Origin of the sequence: Streptomyces sp. NPDC088387 (assembly GCF_044753385.1) — a bacterium.
Classification (GTDB): Bacteria; Actinomycetota; Actinomycetes; order Streptomycetales; family Streptomycetaceae; genus Streptomyces.
The window spans coordinates 23,341-47,429 of record NZ_JBIVNC010000021.1 but is presented as its reverse complement, the minus strand read 5'-3'; the positions used below and the strand labels follow the sequence as shown (position 1 = coordinate 47,429).

Genomic DNA, 24,089 nt, shown 5'->3' with positions numbered 1-24,089 from the left:
GGCACGCATGCCCGCGGCTTGGGCTGGAGGGGCAGGGGCGGCAACGCCCCGCTTTCAGGGGCGCGGGGAACTGCGCGATCAGCCCCCACCGGGCCCGCACGTTTCCAGGGGCGCGGGGAACTGCGCGACCGGGCCCCACCGGGCCCGCGCCCGACATCCGGCACGTATAGCCCGCGGCTGGGGGAGAACGGGCGGCACAGGCCGCGCCCGGTTTCGAGGGGCGCGGGGAACTGCGCGATCAGCTCCCACCGGGCCCGCACGGTTCCAGGGGCGCGGGGGACCGTGCGATCGGGGCACCATCGGGCCGGTGCTTTTTCAGGGGGTCGGCGGGGCGTGCTCAGCCCCTACGTGAAGTGGTCGCGTACCTTTTCCCGGGGTGCCGGGCCCGCGGCGATCGCGTCGAGGCCCAGGAGAGCCGCGCCGAGGACCGGGTTCGCCGTCACCACCCCCGGCACGGCCTTGGGAGCCTGCGCCGACAGCAAGTCCCGTATCCCCGCGTCCAGTTGCGCATGCCGCGCGGCCAGCACACTGCCCCCCAGCACCACCGCCGTCTCCTCCTCCAGAAGATCCAGCCGCCCCAGCGCCACCACCGCCATCGCGACGATCTCCTCGGCGAGCCGGTCGACCAGCGACCGCGCCACGGGATCCCCCTCCGCCGCGGTCGCGAACAGCACCGGCGTCAGCTCGTGCCGCCGCCGCACCGCGATGTGCTCCAGATGGAGCGCCTCGATCAGGGCGTGCATCGACGGCAGCCCGAAATACGCGGGAAGCGTGCGCGCCAGCGCGGTCGGCCCACCACGCCCGTCCTCCGCGCGGGCCGCGTGGTACAGCGCGTCCTCCGCGAGCCCCCACCCCCCGCCCCAGTCGCCGGAGATCCGGCCGACGGCCGGGAAGCGGGCGGTACGGCCGTCGGGCCGCATCCCGACGCAGTTGATCCCGGCGCCGCAGACGACGGCGACACCGCGCGGCTCGGTGACGCCGGCCCGCAGGATCGCGAACGTGTCGTTGCGGACCTCGATGGTCGTACCCCACCCGCGCGCGTGCAGCGCCGCCGACAACTGCTCCTCCTCCACCGGGAAGTCGGCGTTGGCGAGACAGGCCGAGACATGCGCGACGGAGGCGACGCCGGCCATGGCGAGGGCCCGGTCGACGGTCTCCGCCAGCGTGTTCACCGCCGTCTCCACACCCACGGCGGGTGGCCGGAAGCCGCGGCCGCGGGCCGTGGCGAGTACCTCGCCGTCGGCCGCCACGACCGCGACGTCGGTCTTGCTGTTCCCCGCGTCGACCGCGAGGACCGCTGCCGTCATGCCCACGCGAGGTGCTCCTGGTTGTGCGCGATCAGCAGGTCGGTGAGCTGGTCCGCGGCCGCGTACTGACCGATCAGCGGGTGCGCGAGCAGCGCCCGGAAGACCCGCTCGCGCCCACCGTGCAGGGCGGCCGACAGCGCCAGGTCCTCGTAGGCCGTCACATGTGCCATGAGCCCCGCGTACAGCGGGTCCACGGCCGGGACCGCCAGCGGCGACGCGCCCTTGGGACCGACCGCCGCCTGCACCTCGATCACCGCGTCGTCCGGCAGGAAGGGCAGCGTGCCGTTGTTGCGGGCGTTGACCACCTGGTACGGGCTGCCGGAGCCGCCGAGCAGCGCCGCCGCGAGGTCGACCGCCGCCTCCGAGTAGTAGGCACCGCCGCGCTTCGCGAGCAGCTCGGGCTTCTCGTCCAGCGCCGGATCGGCGTACAGGTCGAGCAACTGGCGTTCCATCTCCGCCACTTCGGCCGCGCGCGACGGCTTGGTGCGCAGCTCCTCGACCACCTCGTCGTGCGCGTAGAAGTACCGCAGGTAGTACGAGGGGACGACGCCGAGCCGGTCCAGGACCGAGCCGGGCAGCCGCAGGTCGGCGGCGATGTTCTCGCCGTGGTTCGCCAGCAGCGCCGGCAGGACGTTCTCGCCCTCCGGGCCGCCGAGCCGTACGGCCGTCTCCCAGGTGAGGTGGTTCAGGCCCACGTGGTCCAGGTGGACGTCCGCCGGGGTCACCCCCAGCAGGCCGGCGAACTTGCGCTGGAAGCCGATCGCCACGTTGCACAGGCCGACCGCCTTGTGCCCGGCCTGGAGCAGTGCGCGGGTGACGATGCCGACCGGGTTGGTGAAGTCGATGATCCAGGCGTCCGGGTTGGCGCGGCGGACCCGCTCGGCGATGTCGAGGACGACCGGGACCGTACGCAGCGCCTTGGCGAGGCCGCCCGCGCCGGTGGTCTCCTGGCCGACGCAGCCGCACTCCAGGGGCCAGGTCTCGTCCTGCTCGCGGGCGGCCTGGCCGCCGACGCGCAGCTGGAGCAGGACCGCGTCGGCGCCCTCGACGCCGGCGTCCAGGTCGGCGGTCGTGACGATCCGCCCGCTGTGGCCCTGCTTGGCGAAGATCCGCCGGGCGAGCGCTCCCACCAGCTCCAGCCGGTCGGCGGCCGGGTCGACCAGGACCAGTTCCTCCACCGGCAGGGTGTCCCTCAACCGCGCGAATCCGTCGATGAGTTCGGGTGTGTAGGTCGAACCTCCGCCGACCACGGTGAGCTTCACAGTAGATTCCCTCGCTTCCTGGGGCCGGGGACGCCGATCATCGGCCTGGGGTCCGGGGGCTGTCCCCCGGGGAGATGGCGCATGAATCGTCAACCCTTCACTCCGGTGAGCGTGACGCCCTCGACGAACGCCTTCTGCGCGAAGAAGAACACGAGGATCACGGGGGCCATGACCAGCACGGTCGCGGCCATGGTGAGGTTCCAGTCGGTGTGGTGCGCGCCCTTGAAGGACTCCAGGCCGTACGAGAGCGTCCAGGCGCCGGGGTTCTCCGAGGCGTAGATCTGCGGCCCGAAGTAGTCGTTCCAGGCGTAGAAGAACTGGAACAGGGCGACGGCGGCGATACCCGGCTTGGCCATCGGCAGGACGACCCTGAGCAGGGTGCGCAGTTCGCCGCAGCCGTCCACACGCGCCGCGTCCAGGTACTCGTCCGGGATGGTGGTGAGGAACTGCCGCAGCAGGAAGATGGAGAACGCGTCGCCGAAGGCCATCGGGATGATCAGCGGCCACAACGTGCCGGACAGGTCCAGCTGCTTCGCCCAGAAGAGATACATCGGAATGATGATCACCTGCGGCGGCAGCATCATCATCGAGATGACCAGCATCATCGTCAGATTCCGGCCGCGGAAGCGGAACTTGGCGAGCGCGTAGGCGACCGGGACCGACGAGACGACCGTGAGGAGCGTGCCCAGTCCCGCGTACAGCAGTGTGTTGCGCCACCAGGTGAGGAAGCCGGGGGTGTCGAACACCTTGCGGTAGTTGGCCCACTCCCAGGTGTCCGGCACGAGGTCGCGGGTGAGCGCCTGCTGGTCGCTCATCAGCGAGGTCAGCACCACGAAGACGAACGGCAGGGTGAAGAACAGCGCGACGGCGATGCCGAGCGAGTGGATCGCGATCCACTCCAGCATGGCCCGGCGGCGGGCGGTACGGCGGGCGGGGGACGGGGTGTCGTCCGTGAGGACGGGCCGTTCCAGTAGCTGGGTCATCGTTCACCTGCCTGCATCAGTCCGCCCCGGCGCCGCATCAGCAGGGCCGTGAACGCCATGGACAGCGCGAACAGCACCAGCGCGACCACACAGGCCGAGCCGTAGTCGAAGCGCTGGAAGCCGAGGTTGTAGACGAGCTGGGGGAGGGTCAGGGTCGACTTCTCCGGGTAGCCCGGTTCGAACTGCTGGCCGGAGCCGCCGATGATGCCCGAGGCGACCTTCCCCGCGACCAGGGGTTGTGTGTAGTACTGCATCGTCTGGATCACGCCGGTGACGACGGCGAACAGCACGATCGGCGAGATGTTGGGAAGCGTGACGTACCGGAACCGCTGCCATGCCGACGTCCCGTCCAGCTCGGCCGCCTCGTACTGCTCCTTGGGCACGTCGAGCAGCGCGGCCATGAAGATGACCATGAGGTCGCCGACGCCCCACAGCGCGAGCGCCGTCAGGGCCGGCTTCGACCAGGTGGGGTCGGTGAACCAGCCGGGCGCCTGCACACCGAGGTTCTCCAGCACCGAGTTGACCGGTCCGGTGCCGGGGTTGAGCAGGAAGACGAAGGCCAGGGTCGCGGCCACCGGCGGCGCGAGATACGGCAGGTAGAACAGCGTCCGGAAGACACCCGCACCGGTCTTGATCTTCGTGATGAGCAGGCCGACGCCGAGTCCGAAGATCACCCGGCAGGTGACCATGACCACGACCAGCCACAGGGTGTTGCGCAGGGCCGGCCAGAACAGCGGGTAGTCCTGGAAGACGTACGTCCAGTTGTCCAGGCCCCGGAACTCCGGGACCCCGAAGCCGTCGTACTTCATGAAGGAGAAGTAGACGGTGGACAGCAGCGGGTACGCGAAGAACACGCTGAACCCGATGAGCCACGGTGACAGGAACGCCACCGTCCGAAGCGCCGAGTTGCGGCGCTTCGCGCGGAGAGTGTGCGTGGTCATGGAGCGCTACTTCGCCTGCTCGATGTCACGGTCGATCTGCCGGGCGGTCTTCTCCAGACCGGCCTTGAGATCCTTCACCTTGCCCGACTCGTACTGGTAGCCGAAGTCCTGCAAGGTCGTCTGGTACGTCGCACCGTTGATGGAGGCCGGCGGGGTGTTCGACTTCGGGTGCTGGGCGATGTCCAGGAAGGTCTGGAACTCCGGGTCGTGCTTCAGGTCGGGCGACTTCAGCGCCTCGAACGTGGAGGGCACGTTGCGGATCGCGTTGGAGAAGGCGACCACGGCGTCGGTGTCCGTCGTCATGTACTTCACCAGCTCCCACGCGGCGTTCTGCTTGTCGCTCTGCGGGGCGATGCCGAGGATCGTGCCGGCCAGGAAGCCCTTGCCGTACTGGTCGACCTCGTCGTCCGCGACCGGCAGCGGCGCGGTGCCGACCTCGAAGTCCACTCCAGCGTCCTTGGCCATGCCCAGCCGCCACTCGCCGTCCAGCTGCATCGCCACCTGGCCGGTCTGGAAGGGGTGCTTGGCGCCCCACTCGTCGCCGAAGGTGCTGCGGTACTTCTCCAGCTTCGAGAACCCGCCGAGGTCGTCGATCAGCTTCTTCTGGAACGTGAACATCTCGGCGAACGCCGGGTCCTTGGCCACGGTCGACTTGCCGTCGGCATCGAAGTAGGTGCGGTCCCACTGGGACATGTAGTGCTCGACGACCGTCTCGTAGCCGTGGAAGTTCGGCATGAAGCCGAGCTGCTCGTAGCTGTCGCCCTTGCTCTTCGTCAGCTTCTTGGCGACCTCGGCCAGCTCCGACCAGGTCTTCGGCGGGGCCTTGATCCCGGCCTCCTCGAAGGCGTCCTTGTTGTAGTAGAGGCCGTACGCGTCACCGAGCAGCGGCAGCGCGCAGCGGGTGCCCTCGAACTGGGTGTAGTCCAGCATCGGCTTCGGGATGATCTTCTCGAGGTCGAGCTTCGACTTCTCGATGAAGGGCTTCAGGTCGAGGAAGGCGCCCGAGGAGCAGAACTTTCCGACGTTGGACGTGGTGAACGACGACACCACGTCCGGGCCGTTCGAACCGCCCGCGCGCAGCGCCTGGTTGAGCTTGTCGTCGTTGATGTTGCCGACGACCTTCACCTTGATGTTCGGGTGCTCCTTCTCGAACCGGTCCACGTTGGCCTGGACCGCCTCGACCTCGGAGGGCGCACTCCACCCGTGCCAGAAGGTGATCGTGGTCTTCGCGTTGGGATCGTCGGACGCCCCCGACTCGGAGGACCCGGTACAGGCGCTGGTGAGCAACGCGAGCGAGGCGGTGGCGGCAACGGCAACAACGACTTTTCTGGATATTCCAGCCATATCAGGCTCTCCTTGGGCAAGGACGGGGCGGGGATGGGCCATTGATGGGGCGGAACGCCCCTGAAAGGGGCGCGGGGCTGTCTCGATCTGCGGCTCCGCCGCGTGGGCGCGACCAGCCACATCCGGCCCGCAGCGTGATGACTACCGGTGTTTCCCTCGTGGGCTTCTCTAGCGAAGCGACAACGTGTCGAAAACCTCGTCCCGCGTGGCGGCCAGCGCACTCTCCAGCGCCCCCCGCAACACGGGATGTTCGGTCACGTCCCCGACCACGAGCCGCGGCCGGGACGGGGCCAGTTCCTCCAGTTCGGCCTGGACCAGGCCACGCAGCACCTCACCGCCGGAGCTGAGCGCGGACCCGCTGAGGACGACGAGTTCGGGGTCGAGGACGGAGACCAGCGAGGCGAGACCGGTCGCGAGCCGGGTCGCGTAGGTCTCCAGAAGCAGCCGCCCGAGCCCGGAATCCTCCGCGGCGGCCTGTCCGACGAGCGCGGCGGCGACCTCCGTGTAGGAGCCCGACGGGATGGCGGTGAGGCCGATTTCGCGGGCGATCTCGGGGACGGCCTGGGAGCCGGCCAGCTCCTGGTAGCCGCCGCTGTTGGCCTTGGTGACATGCCGTACGAGCGGGGTCCCGGGGACCGGGAGGAACCCGACCTCCCCGGCGCCGCCGGTCCAGCCGCGGTGCAGCCGGCCGCCGAGGACCAGGGCGGCGCCGAGACCGTCCTGGCTCCACAGCAGGACGAAGTCGTCGTGCCCGCGGGCCACGCCGAGCCGCTGTTCGGCGACGGCGGCGAGATTGACGTCGTTCTCGTACTCCACCGGCATCGGCAGGGCGGCGGCGAGATCGTCGAGCAGGGTGGGGGAGTGCCACCCGGGCAGGTGGGAGGCGTAACGCAGGCGCCCGGTGCCGGGGTCGAAGGCGCCGGGGGTGCCGATGACCAGGCGGTGGACGTCCGCGCGGGTCAGTCCGGCCGTCTTGACGGCGCCGTCCAGGGCGTCGGTGACCTGGCGGACGGCGGGCTGGGTGGAGCGTCTGCCGGGGGTGGGCAGTTCGAACTCGCCGACGGTCCGGCCGGTGATGTCGGCGACCGCGGCGCGGATACGGCCGGGGGTGACGTCCAGTCCCGCGGCGTACGCGGCGGCCGGGTCGACCGCGTACAGCTGGGCGTTGGGCCCCGGGCGGCCCTCGGTGGTGCCGGTGACCTGCACGAGTCCCGCGGCCTCCAGGCGGGCCAGGAGCTGTGAGGCGGTCGGCTTCGACAGTCCGGTGAGCTTGCCGATGCGGGTCCGGGACAGCGGGCCGTGCTCCAGCAGCAGGTCCAGTGCGGCCCGGTCGTTCATGGCCCGCAGAACGCGGGGGGTGCCCGGCGTGCCGGCGGTTCCTGCCATGGGGTCGACACCTGCCTTTCGCCTGTTCGTGGGCCAGCTTGTCAGCGCCGCGGACGCACCGTCCATCCGGCGTTGACGACAGGCTTGCCCGCCACTGTTAGGAAACTTTCCTATTCAGTTGGCAGGAACGTAATCCCGGCGCGAAGGGGGCGTCAATAGCGAGCGCCCCCGCGGCAACTCAGTCGTTACCTGCGGGGGCGCGAAGTATGCGAGGGGCGGGCTACTTCGTGACGCTCGGCGGCGCTATCGGCGAGGCGGCCGCGGACTGCGGGGACGCGGTGTTGGCGTAGACCGAGGGGGCCGCCATGCCGGCCGTCGGGTCGGTCACCGCGTCGGCCTCCATCTGGAGCGGCAGACCGCCGACGATCCGGATGCCCGCGGCGTCCAGGGCCCGCTTGACGCGCCAGCGCAGCTCGCGCTCCACCGTGAGGGCCTTGCCGGGCATCGTCTTGGCGGAGAGGCGTACGACCATGGAGTCCAGCAGGACGCTGTCCAGGCCCAGCACCTCGATGGGGCCCCACAGCATCTCGTTCCAGGGCTCCTCCTTGCTCATGTCCTCGCCGACCTTGACGAGGAGCTCCTTCACCGTGTCGAGGTCCTCGGTGGGGCGGACGGTGACGTCGACGCCGGCCGTGGCCCAGCCCTGCGAGAGGTTGCCGACCCGCTTGACCTCGCCGTTGCGGACGTACCAGATCTCGCCGTTGTCGCCGCGCAGCTTGGTCACGCGCAGACCGACCTCGATCACCTCGCCGGAGGCGACACCCGCGTCGATGGAGTCACCGACGCCGTACTGGTCCTCCAGGATCATGAAGACGCCGGAGAGGAAGTCCGTGACGAGGTTGCGGGCGCCGAAGCCGATCGCCACGCCCGCGACACCGGCCGAGGCCAGCAGGGGCGCCAGATTGATCTGGAAGGTCGACAGGATCATCAGGGCGGCCGTGCCGAGGATCAGGAAGCTCGCGACCGAGCGCAGCACCGACCCGATCGCCTGGGAGCGCTGGCGGCGCCGCTCCACGTTGACCAGCAGGCCGCCGATCGCGGTGCCGTCGACGGCCTGCACCGAGCGGTTCATCCGGTCTATCAGCTTGGTGATCGCCCGCCGCACCACCACCCGCAGCACAATCGCGATCACCAGGATCAGCAGCACCCGCAGACCGATGGCGAGCCACGTCGACCAGTTCTGCTCGACCCAGCCCGCCGCGTTCGTCGCGCTCTCGTGCGCGTCCTTGAGTGAGGGCACCGCCGGCCCGGTCGACTCCGACGGCGAGGGCGACGGGGACGCGTCGGCCAGCAGTACGGGGGTCAGTGGATCGGACAACGACGACACAGCGGGTACCTCCTGGAGCAGTGGTCCGGCCCGGTCCAAGGTCACGAAAAGGTCACTGGAAGGGGTCGAGCAACCACACTAACGGGGCATCCGGTGGGGATCGTCGTGATGTCCGGCGCGGAGATCGGGCTCCCCCCGGGGTGAACAGGAGGGATGAACCGCCGGTGATCCCGGGGGCGCTTCCCCGTGTGGTCGAAAACACTCCCAGCCCGTTACCGGCACATGGTGGCGCTTCGACCAGGCATGAGGGGAGACTGAGTGCAGATCGTCCCGGCGCGAGCCACGCGCCGCCGACGCCCAAGGAGGCATCCGTGCCGCATGTCCTGGTCCTGAACGCGTCGTACGAGCCGCTCGGCGTCGTACCGCTCCGCCGCGCGCTCGTCCTCGTCCTCGAGAACAAGGCCGTATGCCTTGAGGAGTCCGGCGCCTTTCTGCACAGCGCAACCGTCACAGTCCCCGCACCCAGCGTGGTCCGGCTCAAGCGATTCGTCCGGGTTCCCTATCGGGGGCCCGTTCCTCTTACCCGCCGGGCGCTCTTCGCGCGCGACGGGGGCCGGTGCATGTACTGCGGTGGCGTCGCAACCAGCGTCGACCACGTCATCCCGCGCAGCCGCGGGGGCAAACACGTCTGGGACAACGTGGTGGCGTCGTGCCGCCGCTGCAACCACGTGAAGGCCGACCGACACCTCGTGGAGATCGGCTGGCGGCTGCGCCACAAACCCGCCCCACCCACCGGCCTGGCCTGGCGCATCATCGGGACAGGACATAGGGACCCGCGCTGGCTGCCGTACTTGCAGCCATACGGCGCGGACGACGCCTTGGCCCGGATCGACGGCATTTCCGCCTGACGGATCCGGGCTTTCACATTGCCCCGCACGGGACCGGCCCCCACCCCCCGGTCCCCCCGGGCGGCCCCCCGCCCCCACCCGCCGGGCATCCCCCCGGCATGCCCGAACCCACCCCGGGCCACCCCCGAGAGCCACCCTCCGCCCCTGACCGGCGTGGCTCCGACCCGCGCCGGGCCGGCGGGCACCGGTTGGCCCTCGGGGCGCGGAGGCCTACGTGTACCGCAGTTCTCCCACACCCGTTGACCTGCCCAGCAGCGGCAGTGAGGTGGCCGCCGACAGGAGGGCCGCCGTGTAGATCGCGGCCGGGACCAGGAGGGCGGGCCAGGGGAACGACCAGGTGCCGCCGGACGCCACGGCCGCGTACGAGACGCCGATCGCCATGCCGCCGGTGCCCGCGAGGGCCAGCGCGGGGGCGAGCGGGAGCGCGGTCTCAAGGAGCAGGGCGCGGGCCAGTACCGAACGGGGCACCCCGGCGGCCCGCTGCGCGGCCAGGCCCCGGCGCCGGGCGGCGACCGACTCCGCGGTGCCGACGGCGAGCGCGCACAGGGTGATCAGCAGGCCCACGGCGACGGCCGCGCCCGCCAGGTCGACGCCGGTGGTGTAGAAGGCCCGAGAGTCGGCCAGGTGCACGTCGGTGCGGACTTCGGCCAGGAACACCTGGCGTACGCCGACGAACCCGGTCGCCACCACGGTCACCAGCAGCACCGCCGCATGCGTACGGGCCGCCGTCCACGGGTCGTCACGCAGCCGTTCCGCCGCGATCAGCACCGCGGGGCGGTCCGTCCGCGCCGCCAGCAGCCGTCCGGTCAGCAGCGCGGACGCCCCGGACAGCGCGACCGCGCCCGCCCCGACGAGCAACACCGCCGCGCACACCGCCAACGGCAGCGCGCCCACGGACCCGTCCGCGAACCGGAGCGGGGCGAGCCCGAGCAGCGCCGCCACCGCGACCACCGACCCCGCCACCACGAACCCGGACGCCCGGCCACGCGGAGCCCGCACCCGCCGTACCCGGCCCAGCGGCGACGCCACCACCCGGCGCAGCGCCAGCACACTCACCAGCACCCCGACCACCGGCACGGCCACCGCCACCGCCGCGATCCCGGCCCACGCCAGGGCCGGCGGCCGCCCCCACCGGGTCAGCAGCATCAACACCGAGAACACGGTCGCGACCGCCGAGCCCACCAGACACGTCAGCCCGGTCTCGTACGCGGCGATCCGCCGCACCTGCCACGGTGAGGCGCCCGCGAGGCGCAGCCCGGCCAGCCGCCGGTCCCGGTGCGCCGCCCCGATCCGCGCGCACTGCCCGAGGAACCCGGTCACCGGGATCAGCAGCAGCACCAGCGCGAGCACCACACCCGCCCGCTCCCCTGGCTGGTCCAGCAGTCCGTGCGCGACGCCGATCGAGTACTGCCCGTCCAGCGAGGCGAGGGTGACCGCGGCCAGCGCGAACCCCGTCGCCGCCACCGCCCCGACCGCGGTGAGCGTGATCCGCCACCACTCCCGCCGGTCCGACCCCGCCAGCAGCGCCCACGCCAGCCGCAGATCCGCCCTCACAGCGCCACCGCCGCATCCCGCGAGACGACCGTGCCGTCGTGCAGCGCCACCTCGCGGTCCGCGTACGCCGCCACCCGCGCGTCGTGCGTGATCAGCACCACGGCGGTGCCCGCCTCGCGGGCCGTACGCACCAGGGCCGTCATCACCTGCTCCCCGGCGAGCGAGTCGAGGGCGCCGGTCGGCTCGTCGGCGAAGACCACCGCCGGAGACGTCACCAGGGCCCGTGCCAGCGCCACCCGCTGTGCCTGCCCGCCGCTCATCTCGCCCGGCCGCAGCTCCCCCTGCCCGAGCACCCCGAACCGCTCCAGCCACTCGCCCGCCGCGGCCCGCGCCTCCCCGCGCCCCCGGCCGGCCAGCAGCAGCGGCAGCCCCACGTTGTCCAGCGCCGTCAGCTCCGGGATCAGCTGGCCGAACTGGAACACCACACCGAACCCGGTACGCCGCAGCTCGCTCAGCCGGTGCTCCGGGAGCCGGTCGACGCGCTCGCCGCGGTAGTGCACCTCGCCCGCGTCGGGCCGGACGATCCCGGCCAGGCAGTGCAGCAGCGTGGACTTGCCGCTGCCACTCGGTCCGGTGACGGCGAGGATCTCGCCCGCGCCGAGCGCGACCGACGCGCCGCGCAGTGCCCGGGTCGCGCCGTGCGCCTTGGACACGTGCCGTGCCTCCAGCAGGGGCGTGTCGGGGGCGGCGGATGCTGTGCTCATGCGGTGTCTACCTCCGCGGTCAGGGACGCCAGCCGGGTCGCGGTGGTGGTCATCCAGCGCAGGTCGGCGTCCAGGTGGGACAGGGCGTAGTCGGCCGACAGAACCGTCGACAGGTCCGCGTCCGGGGCGGTCTTGACCGCCGTCAGCTCCCGCATCCGCGCCATGTGGGCCGCGCGCTGGTCGCGCAGATGGCCCGCCGGGTCCGCCGAGGCGAGGATCGAGACGACGACCTTGGTGAAGATCTCGTTGGTGACGAAGGGCGCGGGCGGGGTGACCTCGCCCACCCAGCGCGCCAGTTCGCGGCGGCCGGCCTCGGTGGCCCGGTACAGCGTGCGCTCCGGGCCGCCGTCGGAGTCGGTGCCGTCGACCTCTGCGAGATCGTCGCGGACCAGCCGCTGGAGCGTGGTGTACACCTGCCCGTACGCCAGCGGCCGGGCCTGCGGAAAACGTTCGTCGTGGCGTCGCTTGAGGTCGTAGCCATGGCTGGAACCCGTGCCGAGCAGGCCGAGCAGGATGTGGCGGGTGCTCATGGGCATCAGTATGCACTGAGTACATGTACTGAGTGAATAGTCTCCCGGCCACATCGGCAGGTCACATCGGCCGGTCACATTCGGTCACAGCCGGTCACAGCAGTCGGTCACAGGAGACACGTCTGTGTCGGCGTGCACTGGGTAGGGCTGCCTTAGCCCATGACGTACACCGTCCCGTCCGCGGGCCGGTACACGACAAGAAGGAGGCCCCCGTGGCCGCATCGGCGCATCTTCTGCTCTCGGCCCTCTCCAAACGGCCCGACGACCGGCCCGGCGGCCCGTCCGACGACCATGCCGTCACCGACCCCGACGACTGGCACATCTGCGTCTTCCACTCCGAGAGCAGCTGCGCGCAGGCACCACTGACCAGCGAGCCGCCGCTGCCACACGCCGAACCCCTCACCAGCGAGCCGCCGCTCGCCGCCGTGGACTCCGACACCACGAGGCCGTAGATGAACGCACCCCGGCCGGCCGAGGACCTGATCCGTCTCGCCGAACTGCATGGCGTCGCCACCTCCTACAGCCCCGCCCCGGACCAGACCGTCACGGCCTCCGCCGCCGCGATCACCCGGGCCCTGACCGCACTCGGTGTCGACACCGCCACCCCCGAGGCCGCGCGCGCCGCACTCGCCGACCGCCGCCGCGCGCTCGACGAGCGGCTGCTGCCGCCGACCGTCGTCGCCTGGGGCGACACCCTCCCCGCCGCCCTTGAGGCGCTGCCCGAGGGCACCCGGCTGCGGGTCGAGACCGAGCAGGGGGAGACCAGCGAGTTCGTCGCCCAACTGCCGACCGGCGTCCACCGGCTGACCGCCACCGCGCCCGACGGCCGCACCGCCGACGTCCACCTCGTCGTCGCCCCGCCGCGGCTGCCGACGCCCGCGGGACGCTCGTACGGACTTCTGGTGCAGCTGTACTCGCTGCTCTCGCAGCGCTCCTGGGGCATGGGCGACCTCGGTGACCTGGGGGAACTCGCCGCCTGGGCAGGACGTTCGCTCGGCGCCGGATTCGTGCAGGTCAACCCGTTGCACGCGGCCGTACTCGGCACACCCACCGACCCCTCGCCCTACCGGCCCTCCTCCCGCCGCTTCCCCGACCCCGTGCACCTGCGCGTCGAGGACGTGCCCGAGTTCGCCTACGCCGAGGACCGCGACCGGGTACGCGGGCTGCTGGAGCGGGCCGGGCGGCTGCGCGAGAGCGTGCTGGACAAGGGCGAGCTGATCGACCGGGACGCCGTGTGGGCGCTCAAGCGGGAGGCGCTGGAGCTGCTCGCCGAGGTGCCGCTCGGGCCCGGACGCCGGGCCGCCTACTGCGACTTCCTCGCCGCGCGTGGCCAGTCCCTGGAGGACCACGCCACCTGGAACGCGCTCGCCGAGGTGCACGGCTCCGACTGGCACAACTGGCCGGCGGAGCTGCGCGACCCCCGCTCGCCGCAGACCGCCCGCGCGCGCGGCGAGCTGATGGACCGCGTCGACTTCCACTGCCGGCTCGCCTGGCTCACCGACACCCAGCTGTCCGCCGCCCAGCGCACCGCCCGCGAGGCCGGTATGCCGGTCGGGATCGTGCACGACCTCGCCGTCGGTGTGCACCCCGGCGGCGCCGACGCCTGGGCGCAGCAGGAGTACTTCGCCGCAGGCATGTCCGTCGGCGCCCCGCCCGACGCCTTCAACGCCCGCGGCCAGGACTGGGGCCTGCCCCCGTGGCGCCCGGACCGGCTCGCCGACTCCGGCTACGCGCCCTTCCGTGAACTCCTGCGCGGCCTGTTCCGCTACGCGGGCGCCCTGCGTCTCGACCACGTCATGGGCCTGTTCCGCCTCTGGTGGGTCCCGCTGGGCCAACCGCCCACCGAGGGCACCTACGTCCGCTACGACGCCGAGGCCATGCTCGCCGTCCTGGTCCTGGAGGCCTCGCGCGCCGGGGCCGTGGTGATCGGCGAGGACCTGGGGACCGTGGAGCCGGGTGTCCGCGAGACGCTGCGCGAGCGCGGGGTGTTCGGCACGTCCGTGCTGTGGTTCGAGCGGGACTGGGCGGGCGACGGCACCCCGCTTCCGCCGGACGGCTGGCGCTCCGACTGCCTCGCCACCGCCACCACCCACGATCTGCCGCCCACGGCGTCCCGCCTCACCGGCGACCACGTGGAACTCCGCGACCGCCTGGGCCTGCTGACCCGCCCGCTGTCCGTGGAGCGCGCCGAGGCCGCCGCCGACACCAGCGAGTGGCTGGCCCTGCTCACCCGGCTCGGCCTGCTCTCCGGCAGCGGCGGGATCGGCACCTCGGAGGAGGAGGCCGAGGTACAGGCACTCCACCGCTATCTGCTGCGCACACCGGCCCGGCTGGTCGGCCTCTGGCTCCCGGACGCGGTCGGCGACCGGCGCCCGCAGAACCTGCCGGGGACCTGGGACCAGTACCCCAACTGGCGGCTGCCGATCGCCGACGCCGAGGGCCGGCCGGTCACGCTGGAGGGACTCGCCGCCTCGGCACGGCTGCACGCGCTGCTGGAGGTTGTGCGGGGGGAGATCGACGGGGTCCCGTAGGGCGCCTCCGAGAGGGCGGGGCGCGCGACGCGGAGGCCTTACGGCACCCCGGACGCGCGCCGTCACCCGGCGTTCGGTACTTTTGGGCCCGTGGACAAGAAGAACGCCCTGCGCGCCGGCGCCCTGGCTGCCGGTACGACGCTGATGATGCTGCTCATGTCGTCCCCCGCGCTCGCGCTGACCCGCGACGACGGCGACGACCCCGGCACGGGCCTGAGCGTCATCGAGACGCTGGGCTGGTTCGTGTTTGCCCCGCTGGTGCTGTTCGGCGTCATCACCGGACTGGTGCTGGTCCTGGACAAGTCCCACCCGTCGCACCGGGTGACCGTCCCCGCCACCCGCCCCAAGGCGAAGGCGGACGCCTGACCCTTCCGGTTCTCGCACGCGGGCCGGTTCTCGCACGAGGGCGCCGATCTCGCCGCCGTATCCCGATGGGCATACGACGCCGGGACCGCCGCCCTCGACGTGTTTCCGCCCCCACGGGCCTCCTCGCCGGTGGCTGCCGGGGCCGTTCGGGTGACCCTCCTGAGGTGGTCAGCCCCGCTCGGTCTGTGCCCCGGCGAGTAGCTTGCGGAGCAGGTGGGACAGTTGGGCCGCGTCCTGCTCGTCGAGGACGGACAGGGCCGCCGACTGGACCGCGAGGCCCGCGTCGACCGCCTCCTCGATCAGGTCAAGCCCCTCCTGGGTGAGGGTCACCTTGAGGCCCCGGCGGTCGTGGGGATCGGGCGAGCGCCGCAGCAGCCCCGCGCGTTCGAGCTTGTCGAGGCGGCCGGTCATACCGCCGGTGGTCAGCATCAGCGTCGCCGAGAGCCGGCGCGGCGACAGCGTGTACGGCGTGCCGGAGCGCCGCAGGGTCGCCAGGACGTCGAACTCCCCGCGGGAGATCCCGAACCGCGCGCACGCGCCCTCCATCCGGTCGCCCATCACCCGCGACAGCCGGAAGACCCGGCCGAAGACCTCCATCGCGCGCGCGTCCAGATCGGGCCGCACGTCGGCCCACTGCTCGACGATTGTGTCGACGTCGTCGTGGTGGCCGTCGGCGGGGGTCGGGTTCGAGGTCATGGGGGACTATGTGCCCCGCTTTGGTCAGTCGCAAGCAAGCGACCCGGCAGAGGGAGCAGACGGCGTCGCGCACTGTCACCTCCCAACAAAAGCGACCAACATTTTCGGCCACACCGCACCGATACGCAGGTACGCTCCCAACTGCGACATCCGACTCGAAAACGCACCCTTGACACTGTTGTTCACCCGCACGACAGTGGGCAGGAAGCTCCCGCGAGGGGGCTTTGTTTTCAGTCAAGTGGTGTGCGCAGCAGGAGAGTTGAACGGGGAGGACATTCACATGGCCGAGGCGACCGTGACGCGCCCGCTGGACAGGCCCGACCCGCTCGACACACACGAGACCCCCGGGGAACGCACCTTCCAGGACGCCTGAGCGGACGCCGGCGTGCGGACCTCGTGGCAGCCGGTGTACCCGGCCGTTGGTGAACTGGAGCGGCAGGCCCACGCACTGGCCGCCGCGGCACCCGGCACCCTGCGGCTGCGCGCCGCCGGCGAGAGCCGCGCCGGACGCCCGCTGTGGCTGCTCTCGGCCGGCCACGGCGAGCGGCAGATCCTCACCGTCGCCGGCGCCCACGCGAACGAACCGGTCGGCGGCGCCTCCGCGCTCCGCCTCGCCCGTCTCTTCGCCCGCCGCCCCGAGACCCTCGAACGGCTCGGCTGCACCTGGCACTTCCTGCTCTGCCTCGACCCCGACGGGGCGAGCCTCGCGCACGGCTGGGTCCCCGAGGAGCCCGCGCCCTCGCTGGAGGAGTGCCATCTGCGCTTCTACCGGCCCGCGTTCGCCCGCCAGCCCGAGTCACTGCCCGTGCGCGGCGAGGACCGCCGCCCCCTGCCCGAGTCGGCGACGCTGGTCCGGCTCCTCGACGAACTGCGGCCGGTGGCCCAGTTCACCCTGCACGGCATCGAGTTCGGCGGCGCCTTCACGATGATGACCCGCCCGGTGCCCGGCGCCGCCCGCGCCTTCCGCACCACGGCCGCGCTGCTCCGCGTCCCGCTCGACGACCACCCCTGCGACGGCCCCGACTGGCTGCCCGCCCCGCCCGGTGTGCTGCTGCTCCCCGACGGCCGCACCTGCACCGAGCGCGACCCGAGTGGCTTCGTCGCCGAGAGCACCTGGCTCTACCCGCGCCGGTACGGCACGCTGACCACCCTCGTCGAGGCGCCGGCCTGGTCCGTTCCCGCGGTGAGCGACTCCCGGACCGCCACCGACCCCGGCCGCGAGGTCACCCGGATCGGGCGGCTGCTGATGGGCCGGACCGGAGAGCTGGCGGACGTGCTCGGCGCCCGGGCCGGGGCGGACGTACCGGAGGAACTCGCGCCGCTGCGGGACGCCGCCCGGGAGCTGGTCGCGGTCGCGCCGTCGGTCGCCGCCACCTGGGCCGCGGAGGAGCTCGGCGGTTCCCGCGGCCACTTCGCGACCCTCGCCGTCGCCGCCCGGCGCATCCCGCTGCGCGCGGCCGGCATGATGCGGCGCGCACTGACCCCCGTCGCGCCCCGCACCGCGGACGCCCTCGGCGACCTGGTGCGCGAGTGGTGCCAGGAACTGGACAAGACGTACGCGCCACGCTGGGTGCCGATCTCCGCCCAGACCGGCCTGCACGTACGGACGATGGTGGACATAGCGGGCCGAGTCTGCACCCGCAACCACGACCGGGACCACGCGAAGGACGGATGACCGTCCGGCCACCCGCCCCTCGGACCCGCCCCTTCGGCCATGGGGAAGGCGGGCGACCCGTCCGGTCGCCCGCCTCCCTCTGCGTGTCCGTGCTCGCGGAACCCGCGTGTTACTCCGCCGTCGCGTCCGCCGTCTGGGCCTTCAGGGCGCGCTCCACGCCCGCGCGGGACTCGGAGATCAGGCGGCGCAGGGCCGCGTTCGGCTCGGCCGCCGCCAGCCAGGCGTCCGTCCGGTCCAGGGTGTCCTGCGCGACCTGCACCGACGGGTACAGCCCGACCGCGATCTGCTGGGCCATCTCGTGCGAGCGGGACTCCCACACGCCCTTGACCGCCTCGAAGAACCGCTCCGTGTACGGCGCGAGCAGCTCACGCTGGTCGGTCTGCACAAAGCCCGCGATGACCGCCTCCTGCACGGCGTTGGGCAGCTTGTCCGACTCCACGACCGACGCCCAGGCCTCCGCCTTGGACTCCGCCGTCGGACGCGCGGCCCGCGCGGTGGCCGCGTGGCGCTCACCGGCGGCCGTGCGGTCCCGCTCGTACTCGCCGGCGATCTCCGCCTCGTCGAAGCGGCCCACCGCGGCGAGCCGCTGCACAAACGCCCAGCGCAGCTCGGTGTCCACGACCAGCCCCTCGACGCTGCCCGACCCGTCGAGCAGCGCGTCCAGCAGATCCAGCTGCTCCGGCGTCCGCGCGGTCGCCGTGAACGCCCGCGCCCAGGCCAGCTGGTGGTCGCTGCCCGGCGCCGCCGACCGCAGATGCGCGAGCGTGGCGTCGGTCCAGCGGGTCAGCAGCGCCTCCCGGGCGGCCGGGTCGGCGTACAGGTCGATCGCCAGCTTCACCTGCCGCTGGAGCGACTGCACCAGACCGATGTCGGTCTCCTTGCCGATGCCGGACAGCACCAGCGAGAGGTAGTCGCGGGCGGGCAGTTCGGCGTCCCGGGTCATGTCCCACGCCGACGCCCAGCACAGGGCGCGCGGCAGCGAGGCCTCGAAGTCGCCGAGGTGCTCGGTGACGAACGCGAGGGACTCCTCGTCGAGGCGGACCTTCGCGTACGACAGGTCGTCGTCGTTGAGCAGTACCACCGCCGGGCGGCGCTTGCCCACCAGCTCCGGTACGGCGGTCAGTTCACCGTCGACGTCCAGCTCGACGCGGTCGCCGCGCACCAGCCGGCCGTTGGCGTCGAGGTCGTAGGCGCCGACCGCGATGCGGTGCGGGCGCAGCGTTGGCTCGCCCTTGGCGCCGGCCGGCAGCGCGGGCGCCTCCTGGCGGACGGCGAACGACGTGATGACACCGTCGGCGTCCGTCTCGATCTCCGGGCGCAGGATGTTGATCCCGGCGGTCTCCAGCCACTGCTTCGACCAGGTCTTCAGATCCCGCCCGGAGGTCTCCTCCAGGGCGCCCAGCAGGTCGGACAGCCGGGTGTTGCCGTACGCGTGCGCCTTGAAGTAGGCCTGCACGCCCCGGAAGAACTCGTCCATGCCGACGTAGGCGACGAGCTGCTTCAGTACGGAGGCGCCCTTGGCGTAGGTGATGCCGTCGAAGTTGACGAGGACGTCGTCCAGGTCGCCGATCTCCGCCATGATCGGGTGCGTGGACGGCAGCTGGTCCTGCCGGTACGCCCAGGTCTTCATGGAGTTGGCGAACGTCGTCCACGAGTGCGGCCAGCGCGAGCCGGGCGCGTACGCCTGGCAGGCGATGGACGTGTAGGTGGCGAACGACTCGTTCAGCCACAGGTCGTTCCACCACTCCATGGTCACGAGGTCGCCGAACCACATGTGGGCCAGCTCGTGCAGGATGGTCTCGGCGCGCAGCTCGTACGCGGCGTCCGTCACCTTCGACCGGAACACGTACTGGTCGCGGATGGTGACCGCGCCCGCGTTCTCCATCGCGCCCGCGTTGAACTCCGGCACGAACAGCTGGTCGTACTTCTCGAACGGGTACGCGTAGTCGAACTTCTCCTGGAACCAGTCGAAGCCCTGCCGCGTGACCTCGAAGATCGCGTCGGAGTCCAGGTACTCGGCGAGCGAGGGCCGGCAGTAGATGCCGAGCGGCACACTCTGCCCGTCCTTCTTGTACACGCTGTGCACCGAGTGGTACGGGCCGACGATCAGCGCGGTGATGTACGACGAGATGCGCGGCGTCGGCGCGAAGGCCCAGATGTCGTCCTTGGGCTCGGGCGTCGGGGAGTTGGAGATGACGGTCCAGCCGGTCGGCGCCTTCACCGTGAACCGGAAGGTCGCCTTCAGGTCGGGCTGCTCGAAGGACGCGAAGACGCGGCGGGCGTCCGGCACCTCGAACTGGGTGTACAGGTAGGCCTGGTCGTCGACCGGGTCGACGAAGCGGTGCAGGCCCTCACCGGTGTTGGTGTACGCGCAGTCCGCGACCACCCGCAGCACGTTCCGGCCCGCCGGCAGGCCGGCGAGCGCGATCCGCGAGTCCTTGAACACGGTGTCGGGGTCGAGCGCGTCGCCGTTCAGCGTGACCTCGTGGACGGCGGGCGCCACCAGGTCGATGAAGGACTCGCTGTCGCTGTCGGCGACATCGAAGCGCACGGTGGTCACCGACCGGTAGGTGCCGCCCTCCTGCGCGCCGGAGAGGTCGAGATCGATCTCGTACGAGTCAACGGTGAGCAGCTTCGCCCGCTGCTGTGCCTCTTCGCGAGTCAGGTTTGTGCCAGGCACGCGGTCATCTCCTCGTTATGTGTGGTTCGCGCCATCCTTCCACGGGAGCCGCGGGGAGCGCGATGTCCGGATCCCGCCGGTCAGCGGGGCGTACGCGCGTGAGGCTGGGCCTCATGACGACCTACACCGCACGACCGATCGCACCCGTGGTCCTGAAGGAACTGCGCACCGTGGACGACGCCGGACGCCCGATGGTTCCCCTGACCGACGAGGAGGGCGGCGCCCCACTGCGCTGCTGCCTGCGCCGCAGCATGCCCGGCGAGTCGATCGCCCTGGTCTCGTACGCCCCCCTGCGCCGCTGGGCGGCCGGGACCGGCGCCGATCCGGGCGCGTACGACGAACAGGGCCCGGTCTTCGTCCACGCCGGCGACTGCGCGGGGCCGGAGACGCCCGCCCTGCCGTTCACCACCTCCCACCGGGTACTGCGCCGCTACTCGGCGGCGGGCCGGATCCTGGGCGGCGAGCTGGTCGAGACCGCCTTCGACGAGGCCCTCACGGCTGCCTTCGCGGATCCGGAGGTGGCACTGGTCCATGTGCGGGCGGTGGAGTACGGGTGTTTCCTCTTCGAGGTGGGCAGGGGTGAGTGACCGAACGGTAGTAGCATTGGTAGCCAAGTGAGTCATACCCTGGTAATCTGTGGGGTATGAAGATCAGCGTGAGTCTGCCGCAGGAGGATGTGACGTTCGTCGACGAGTACGTCGCCAGGAGATCGGCGGATTCCCGGTCCGCGGTGATACACGACGCCATCGATCTGCTCCGCAAGGCCCACCTGGAGCAGGAATACGCGGAGGCGTTCGCCGAGTGGGACGGCAGTGAGGACGCCGCGTTCTGGGACCAGTTCTCAGGGGACGGGCTGACAGATGAAGCGCGGTGACGTCTACCTCGTCGACTATGAGCCGGCGCGCGGCAGCGAGGCCAACAAGTCCCGACCGGCGGTGATCGTCTCGAACGACGGCGCCAACACGGCCGTGGAGCGAACCCGGCAGGGAGTCGTGACCCTGGTCCCCCTGACCACGAACACCGCGCGCGTGTACCCGTTCCAGGTGCTGCTTCCCGCAGGGGAGGCCGGTCTCCTCAAGGACTCCAAGGTGCAGTGCGAGCAGATCCGGGCGCTGGCTCCGGATCGGCTGCTGCGGCAGATCGGGTCGGTACCCCGTCAGCGCATGGCACAGATCGAGGCCGCGTTGCGACTGCACCTGGACCTCTGAGCACGTCGAAGGGGGCGCCCCTTCAAGCGGAGCGCCCCCTTTCCGGCACGTACCGGCGTCAGCTCTTCAGCTCCGCCGCCACCAGTTCCGCGATCTGCACCGCGTTGAGGGCGGCGCCCTTGCGGAGGTTGTCGCCGGAGACGAAGAGGGCGAGGCCGTTGTCGACGGTCTCGTCCTCGCGGATGCGGCCGACGTACGAGACGTCCTGGCCGGCGGCCGTCAGCGGGGTCGGCACCTCCGCGATGGCCACACCCGGCGCGCCGGCCAGCAGCTCCTTGGCGTGCTCGGCGCTGATCGGACGGGCGAAGCGGGCGTTGATCTGGAGCGAGTGGCCGGTGAAGACCGGGACGCGCACACAGGTGCCGGACACCTTGAGCTCCGGGATCTCCAGGATCTTGCGGGACTCGTGGCGGAGCTTCTGCTCCTCGTCGGTCTCGTGCAGACCGTCGTCCACGATCGAGCCGGCCAGCGGCAGCACGTTGTACGCGATCGGCGCGACGTACTTGTTCGGCGCCGGGAACTCTGCCGCCGCACCGTCGTGGGTCAGCTTGGGCGCGTCGTCGCCGACCTTCTTGACCTGCTCGAACAGCTCCTCCACACCCGCGAGACCGGAGCCGGACACGGCCTGGTAGGTGGAGACGACCAGCGCTTCGAGCCCGGCCGCCTCGGCCAGAGGCTTCAGCACCGGCATCGCGGCCATCGTGGTGCAGTTCGGGTTGGCGATGATGCCCTTGGGCCGGTTCGCGATCGCGTGCGGGTTCACCTCGGACACCACCAGCGGCACGTCCGGGTCCCGGCGCCACGCCGAGGAGTTGTCGATCACGACGGCACCCTGCGAGGCGACCTTCTCCGCCAGCGCCCGCGACGTCGAGCCGCCCGCCGAGAACAGCACGATGTCCAGGCCCGAGTAGTCCGCCGTGGACGCGTCCTCCACCGTGACGCCGTCGAGGACCGTCCCCGCCGAGCGGGCCGAGGCGAACAGACGCAGCTCCTCGACCGGGAACTTCCGCTCCGCGAGAATCCCGCGCATGACCGTGCCGACCTGACCGGTGGCTCCGACGATTCCGACCCTCACTGCGACTCCTCTGCGTGACGTGCGTGTGCGTGCCCGGGACGATCCGGACCCTTCCATCATGCGCGGGACCCCGCCACATGTGTCCAGTCGTTTGCCCAAGGGGTGGACCGGCACGCGCGCGGGGGCCGGGCCGCGGGCCCGGTGTGACGTACGACTCGAGGACTCCGGAAGATCTTCGGACCACCACCGAACGTTTTGGCCCGGACCGGCGTCCTAGGGGAAACGCGGCAAGAGAGGGGTGGCTGTGCTGCGCAGAATGGCCCGCCGCGGCCAGGGGGCGGACCGCTTGGCGGACGACCCGCTGGACGCGGCCCAGGAACGCCGGGTGCGAGCCGTGCTCGCGCTGGGCGGCGTACCGCAGGCGGACCTGCCGGACGGGGTGCAGCAGGTCCGCCTGCGGCTGCTGGAACGGGCGGCGAGCGGCCGCGAGGCACCGCGGAACGTCTCCGCCTGGGCGGCGGTCGTCGCCTCCAACCTCGCCATGGACTGGCATCGCGCCAGAAGCCGCCAGGAGCGGCTCGGCGAACGGCTCGCCGCACTCCACGAGCCGGTGCTGCCCTCGGGCGAGGACACCCGTCTGCTCTCCCTGGCCGTCGCCCGCGGCCTGGACGAGCTGCCCGACGCCCAGCGCCAGGTCCTGATCCTGCGGTTCTACGCCGACCTTCCGGTCCGCGGGATAGCCGAGGAGCTGGGCATACCGGAGGGCACGGTCAAGAGCAGGCTGCACACCGCGGTCCGGGCCCTGCGCGCCCGGCTGCACGAGGACGAGGTGGTGTGACGTGTCCGTCGAACACGACGGCTACGACGGCTACGACGGCTCCGACGGCCATGAGGACGACCGCAGGTCCGACCGCAGGTCCGACCGTGCGTCCGACGGGCCGTACGACGCCATGGACCCGTTGCTGGCCGTGCTCCTGGAGGAGCCGCTGACCGACGAGGCCCGCGCGGACGCGGCGTTCATGGCCGGGTACCGCTCCGCGGCCACCGACGTGGAGCTGCTGCGCGAGCAGCTGGGAGTCCTCGCCGAAGCCCTCACGGCCCCCGAACCCGAACCCGAGCCCGTACCCGCCGCCGAAACCGAACCCGGGCCCACGACCAAGCCCATCCCCACCCCCGTCCCCGCGCGGCGCGGCGCCCCCCGCCCCCGCCGCCGGTTCCTGCCCATCGCCCTCGGCACCCTCGCCGCGGCCTGCGCGGTCACCGTGCTGGCCGGCCTCGGCTGGCTCGTCGTCGGCTCGGGTGGGCCGAACGAGGCGGCCAGCAGCAGCGACAGCGACGCCGGCGGGGCCGCGGAGGACAAGGCGACGGCACCCGCCACCGCGGCCCAGACGGGCCCCACCTATCTGGCCTGTCTGAACCTCGTCGTCGAGGGCGACGTCACCACCGTGCGCCGCCGGCCGGGCGGCGACCAGTACCAGATCACCCTGGACGTCACCCGCTACTTCAAACCGGACAAGGGCGACCGGGAGATCACCTTCCTCATGGCGCAGGACGCCCAGCCCCCGCTCCAGGAGGGCGAACCCGCCCTGGTCGGCTTCCGCGCCGACACCGACGTACCCGAACTGTGGACCGTGGGCGCCCGTGCCATCGCCGAGGACCGGGACTGGATCACCAACGCCCTGCCCGCCTCCCGGGGACTCGGCTGCGGGTAGCGCGGGTCGCGCGGGCAACA

The 24,089-nt window shown here is 71.9% G+C and carries 23 protein-coding genes; 10 read left to right on the top strand and 13 right to left on the bottom strand.

The annotated features are described in order from the left end of the window. Positions 1-344: 344 nt before the first annotated feature. From ACIQAC_RS37455 to ACIQAC_RS37425, 7 genes are all read right to left on the bottom strand, one after another. The gene (locus ACIQAC_RS37455; protein WP_402199469.1) at positions 345-1,313 is read right to left on the bottom strand and encodes an N-acetylglucosamine kinase; all 969 of its coding nucleotides are present in this window, start codon (positions 1,311-1,313) and stop codon (positions 345-347) included. Further along, a complete protein-coding gene (locus ACIQAC_RS37450; protein WP_402199467.1) occupies positions 1,304-2,569 on the bottom strand; it encodes a 6-phospho-beta-glucosidase in 1,266 nt (421 codons plus the stop codon). Before ACIQAC_RS37450 ends, ACIQAC_RS37455 begins: the two co-directional genes overlap by 10 nt. Before the next feature lie 89 nt (positions 2,570-2,658). Further along, positions 2,659-3,552 carry a carbohydrate ABC transporter permease gene (locus ACIQAC_RS37445; RefSeq protein ID WP_402199465.1) on the bottom strand — a complete coding sequence of 298 codons (894 nt, stop codon included), beginning with the start codon at positions 3,550-3,552 and terminating at the stop codon, positions 2,659-2,661. Beyond that, the gene (locus ACIQAC_RS37440; protein WP_402199463.1) at positions 3,549-4,493 is read right to left on the bottom strand and encodes a carbohydrate ABC transporter permease; all 945 of its coding nucleotides are present in this window, start codon (positions 4,491-4,493) and stop codon (positions 3,549-3,551) included. The genes ACIQAC_RS37445 and ACIQAC_RS37440 overlap by 4 nt, the downstream gene beginning before the upstream one ends. 6 nt (positions 4,494-4,499) lie before the next feature. Beyond that, positions 4,500-5,837 (bottom strand): ABC transporter substrate-binding protein, encoded by a 1,338-nt coding sequence (locus tag ACIQAC_RS37435; protein ID WP_402199460.1) that lies wholly within the window; start codon positions 5,835-5,837, stop codon positions 4,500-4,502. 168 nt (positions 5,838-6,005) lie between these two features. Then, positions 6,006-7,223 carry an ROK family protein gene (locus ACIQAC_RS37430; protein WP_402199458.1) on the bottom strand — a complete coding sequence of 406 codons (1,218 nt, stop codon included), beginning with the start codon at positions 7,221-7,223 and terminating at the stop codon, positions 6,006-6,008. A gap of 220 nt (positions 7,224-7,443) precedes the next feature. Then, on the bottom strand, positions 7,444-8,550 hold the full coding sequence (locus ACIQAC_RS37425; RefSeq protein ID WP_402199455.1) for a mechanosensitive ion channel family protein: 1,107 nt from the start codon (positions 8,548-8,550) through the stop codon (positions 7,444-7,446). Positions 8,551-8,861: 311 nt separating this feature from the next. Between ACIQAC_RS37425 and ACIQAC_RS37420 the strand changes: the two genes are divergently transcribed. Beyond that, positions 8,862-9,398, top strand: a complete 537-nt coding sequence (locus ACIQAC_RS37420; RefSeq protein ID WP_402199453.1) for an HNH endonuclease — start codon at positions 8,862-8,864, stop codon at positions 9,396-9,398. Between the two features lie 210 nt (positions 9,399-9,608). Here ACIQAC_RS37420 and ACIQAC_RS37415 read toward each other — a convergent pair whose 3' ends face one another. The 3 genes from ACIQAC_RS37415 to ACIQAC_RS37405 are packed head-to-tail and all read right to left on the bottom strand — an operon-like array spanning position 9,609 to position 12,186. Then, positions 9,609-10,952, bottom strand: coding sequence for an FtsX-like permease family protein (locus ACIQAC_RS37415; protein WP_402199450.1), 1,344 nt, complete (start codon positions 10,950-10,952; stop codon positions 9,609-9,611). Next, entirely contained in the window at positions 10,949-11,656 is a 708-nt protein-coding gene (locus ACIQAC_RS37410) for an ABC transporter ATP-binding protein (protein WP_402199449.1), read from the bottom strand. The genes ACIQAC_RS37415 and ACIQAC_RS37410 overlap by 4 nt, the downstream gene beginning before the upstream one ends. Beyond that, complete coding sequence (locus ACIQAC_RS37405) at positions 11,653-12,186, bottom strand: PadR family transcriptional regulator (protein ID WP_402199447.1); 534 nt, start codon at positions 12,184-12,186, stop codon at positions 11,653-11,655. Before ACIQAC_RS37405 ends, ACIQAC_RS37410 begins: the two co-directional genes overlap by 4 nt. A gap of 212 nt (positions 12,187-12,398) precedes the next feature. Here ACIQAC_RS37405 and ACIQAC_RS37400 point away from each other — a divergent pair, with 212 nt between their 5' ends. From ACIQAC_RS37400 to ACIQAC_RS37390, 3 genes are all read left to right on the top strand, one after another. Continuing rightward, on the top strand, positions 12,399-12,638 hold the full coding sequence (locus tag ACIQAC_RS37400; RefSeq protein ID WP_402199445.1) for a hypothetical protein: 240 nt from the start codon (positions 12,399-12,401) through the stop codon (positions 12,636-12,638). After that, positions 12,639-14,717, top strand: a complete 2,079-nt coding sequence (malQ, locus tag ACIQAC_RS37395; protein WP_402199443.1) for a 4-alpha-glucanotransferase — start codon at positions 12,639-12,641, stop codon at positions 14,715-14,717. It begins immediately after the preceding gene. A gap of 90 nt (positions 14,718-14,807) precedes the next feature. Beyond that, positions 14,808-15,083: a hypothetical protein gene (locus tag ACIQAC_RS37390; RefSeq protein ID WP_402199440.1), complete on the top strand. Its 276-nt coding sequence runs from the start codon at positions 14,808-14,810 to the stop codon at positions 15,081-15,083. Between the two features lie 168 nt (positions 15,084-15,251). Here the strand turns inward: ACIQAC_RS37390 and ACIQAC_RS37385 are convergent, their stop codons facing one another. Next, the gene (locus ACIQAC_RS37385) at positions 15,252-15,779 is read right to left on the bottom strand and encodes a MarR family winged helix-turn-helix transcriptional regulator (RefSeq protein ID WP_402199438.1); all 528 of its coding nucleotides are present in this window, start codon (positions 15,777-15,779) and stop codon (positions 15,252-15,254) included. Between the two features lie 385 nt (positions 15,780-16,164). On the opposite strand from ACIQAC_RS37385, the gene ACIQAC_RS37380 reads away from it, so the two are divergent. Then, entirely contained in the window at positions 16,165-17,454 is a 1,290-nt protein-coding gene (locus ACIQAC_RS37380) for a M14 family zinc carboxypeptidase (protein WP_402199435.1), read from the top strand. Positions 17,455-17,563: 109 nt separating this feature from the next. On the opposite strand, the gene pepN is transcribed toward ACIQAC_RS37380, so the two are convergent. Then, the gene (gene pepN / locus ACIQAC_RS37375) at positions 17,564-20,134 is read right to left on the bottom strand and encodes an aminopeptidase N (RefSeq protein WP_402199433.1); all 2,571 of its coding nucleotides are present in this window, start codon (positions 20,132-20,134) and stop codon (positions 17,564-17,566) included. A 113-nt stretch (positions 20,135-20,247) separates the two neighbouring features. On the opposite strand from pepN, the gene ACIQAC_RS37370 reads away from it, so the two are divergent. The 3 genes from ACIQAC_RS37370 to ACIQAC_RS37360 are packed head-to-tail and all read left to right on the top strand — an operon-like array spanning position 20,248 to position 21,342. After that, on the top strand, positions 20,248-20,721 hold the full coding sequence (locus ACIQAC_RS37370; protein ID WP_402199430.1) for a DUF1203 domain-containing protein: 474 nt from the start codon (positions 20,248-20,250) through the stop codon (positions 20,719-20,721). Positions 20,722-20,777: 56 nt separating this feature from the next. After that, entirely contained in the window at positions 20,778-21,008 is a 231-nt protein-coding gene (locus ACIQAC_RS37365; RefSeq protein WP_402199428.1) for a ribbon-helix-helix domain-containing protein, read from the top strand. Continuing rightward, the gene (locus ACIQAC_RS37360) at positions 20,995-21,342 is read left to right on the top strand and encodes a type II toxin-antitoxin system PemK/MazF family toxin (RefSeq protein WP_402199426.1); all 348 of its coding nucleotides are present in this window, start codon (positions 20,995-20,997) and stop codon (positions 21,340-21,342) included. The genes ACIQAC_RS37365 and ACIQAC_RS37360 overlap by 14 nt, the downstream gene beginning before the upstream one ends. 58 nt (positions 21,343-21,400) lie before the next feature. On the opposite strand, the gene ACIQAC_RS37355 is transcribed toward ACIQAC_RS37360, so the two are convergent. Next, positions 21,401-22,417 (bottom strand): aspartate-semialdehyde dehydrogenase, encoded by a 1,017-nt coding sequence (locus tag ACIQAC_RS37355; RefSeq protein ID WP_402199424.1) that lies wholly within the window; start codon positions 22,415-22,417, stop codon positions 21,401-21,403. Between the two features lie 244 nt (positions 22,418-22,661). Between ACIQAC_RS37355 and ACIQAC_RS37350 the strand changes: the two genes are divergently transcribed. Both ACIQAC_RS37350 and ACIQAC_RS37345 read left to right on the top strand, forming a co-directional pair. Further along, entirely contained in the window at positions 22,662-23,195 is a 534-nt protein-coding gene (locus ACIQAC_RS37350) for an RNA polymerase sigma factor (RefSeq protein ID WP_402199421.1), read from the top strand. Between the two features lies 1 nt (position 23,196). Continuing rightward, positions 23,197-24,069: a hypothetical protein gene (locus ACIQAC_RS37345; protein WP_402199420.1), complete on the top strand. Its 873-nt coding sequence runs from the start codon at positions 23,197-23,199 to the stop codon at positions 24,067-24,069. Positions 24,070-24,089: the final 20 nt, after the last annotated feature.

Coding starts and splice junctions, on each gene's coding strand:
- ACIQAC_RS37365 (WP_402199428.1), top strand. CDS start 20,778: ATGAAGATCAGCGTGAGTCTGCCGCAGGAGGATGTGACGTTCGTCGAC.
- ACIQAC_RS37445 (WP_402199465.1), bottom strand. CDS start 3,552: ATGACCCAGCTACTGGAACGGCCCGTCCTCACGGACGACACCCCGTCC.
- ACIQAC_RS37405 (WP_402199447.1), bottom strand. CDS start 12,186: ATGAGCACCCGCCACATCCTGCTCGGCCTGCTCGGCACGGGTTCCAGC.
- ACIQAC_RS37440 (WP_402199463.1), bottom strand. CDS start 4,493: ATGACCACGCACACTCTCCGCGCGAAGCGCCGCAACTCGGCGCTTCGG.
- ACIQAC_RS37435 (WP_402199460.1), bottom strand. CDS start 5,837: ATGGCTGGAATATCCAGAAAAGTCGTTGTTGCCGTTGCCGCCACCGCC.
- ACIQAC_RS37360 (WP_402199426.1), top strand. CDS start 20,995: ATGAAGCGCGGTGACGTCTACCTCGTCGACTATGAGCCGGCGCGCGGC.
- malQ (WP_402199443.1), top strand. CDS start 12,639: ATGAACGCACCCCGGCCGGCCGAGGACCTGATCCGTCTCGCCGAACTG.
- ACIQAC_RS37430 (WP_402199458.1), bottom strand. CDS start 7,223: ATGGCAGGAACCGCCGGCACGCCGGGCACCCCCCGCGTTCTGCGGGCC.
- ACIQAC_RS37385 (WP_402199438.1), bottom strand. CDS start 15,779: ATGACCTCGAACCCGACCCCCGCCGACGGCCACCACGACGACGTCGAC.
- ACIQAC_RS37410 (WP_402199449.1), bottom strand. CDS start 11,656: ATGAGCACAGCATCCGCCGCCCCCGACACGCCCCTGCTGGAGGCACGG.
- ACIQAC_RS37370 (WP_402199430.1), top strand. CDS start 20,248: ATGACGACCTACACCGCACGACCGATCGCACCCGTGGTCCTGAAGGAA.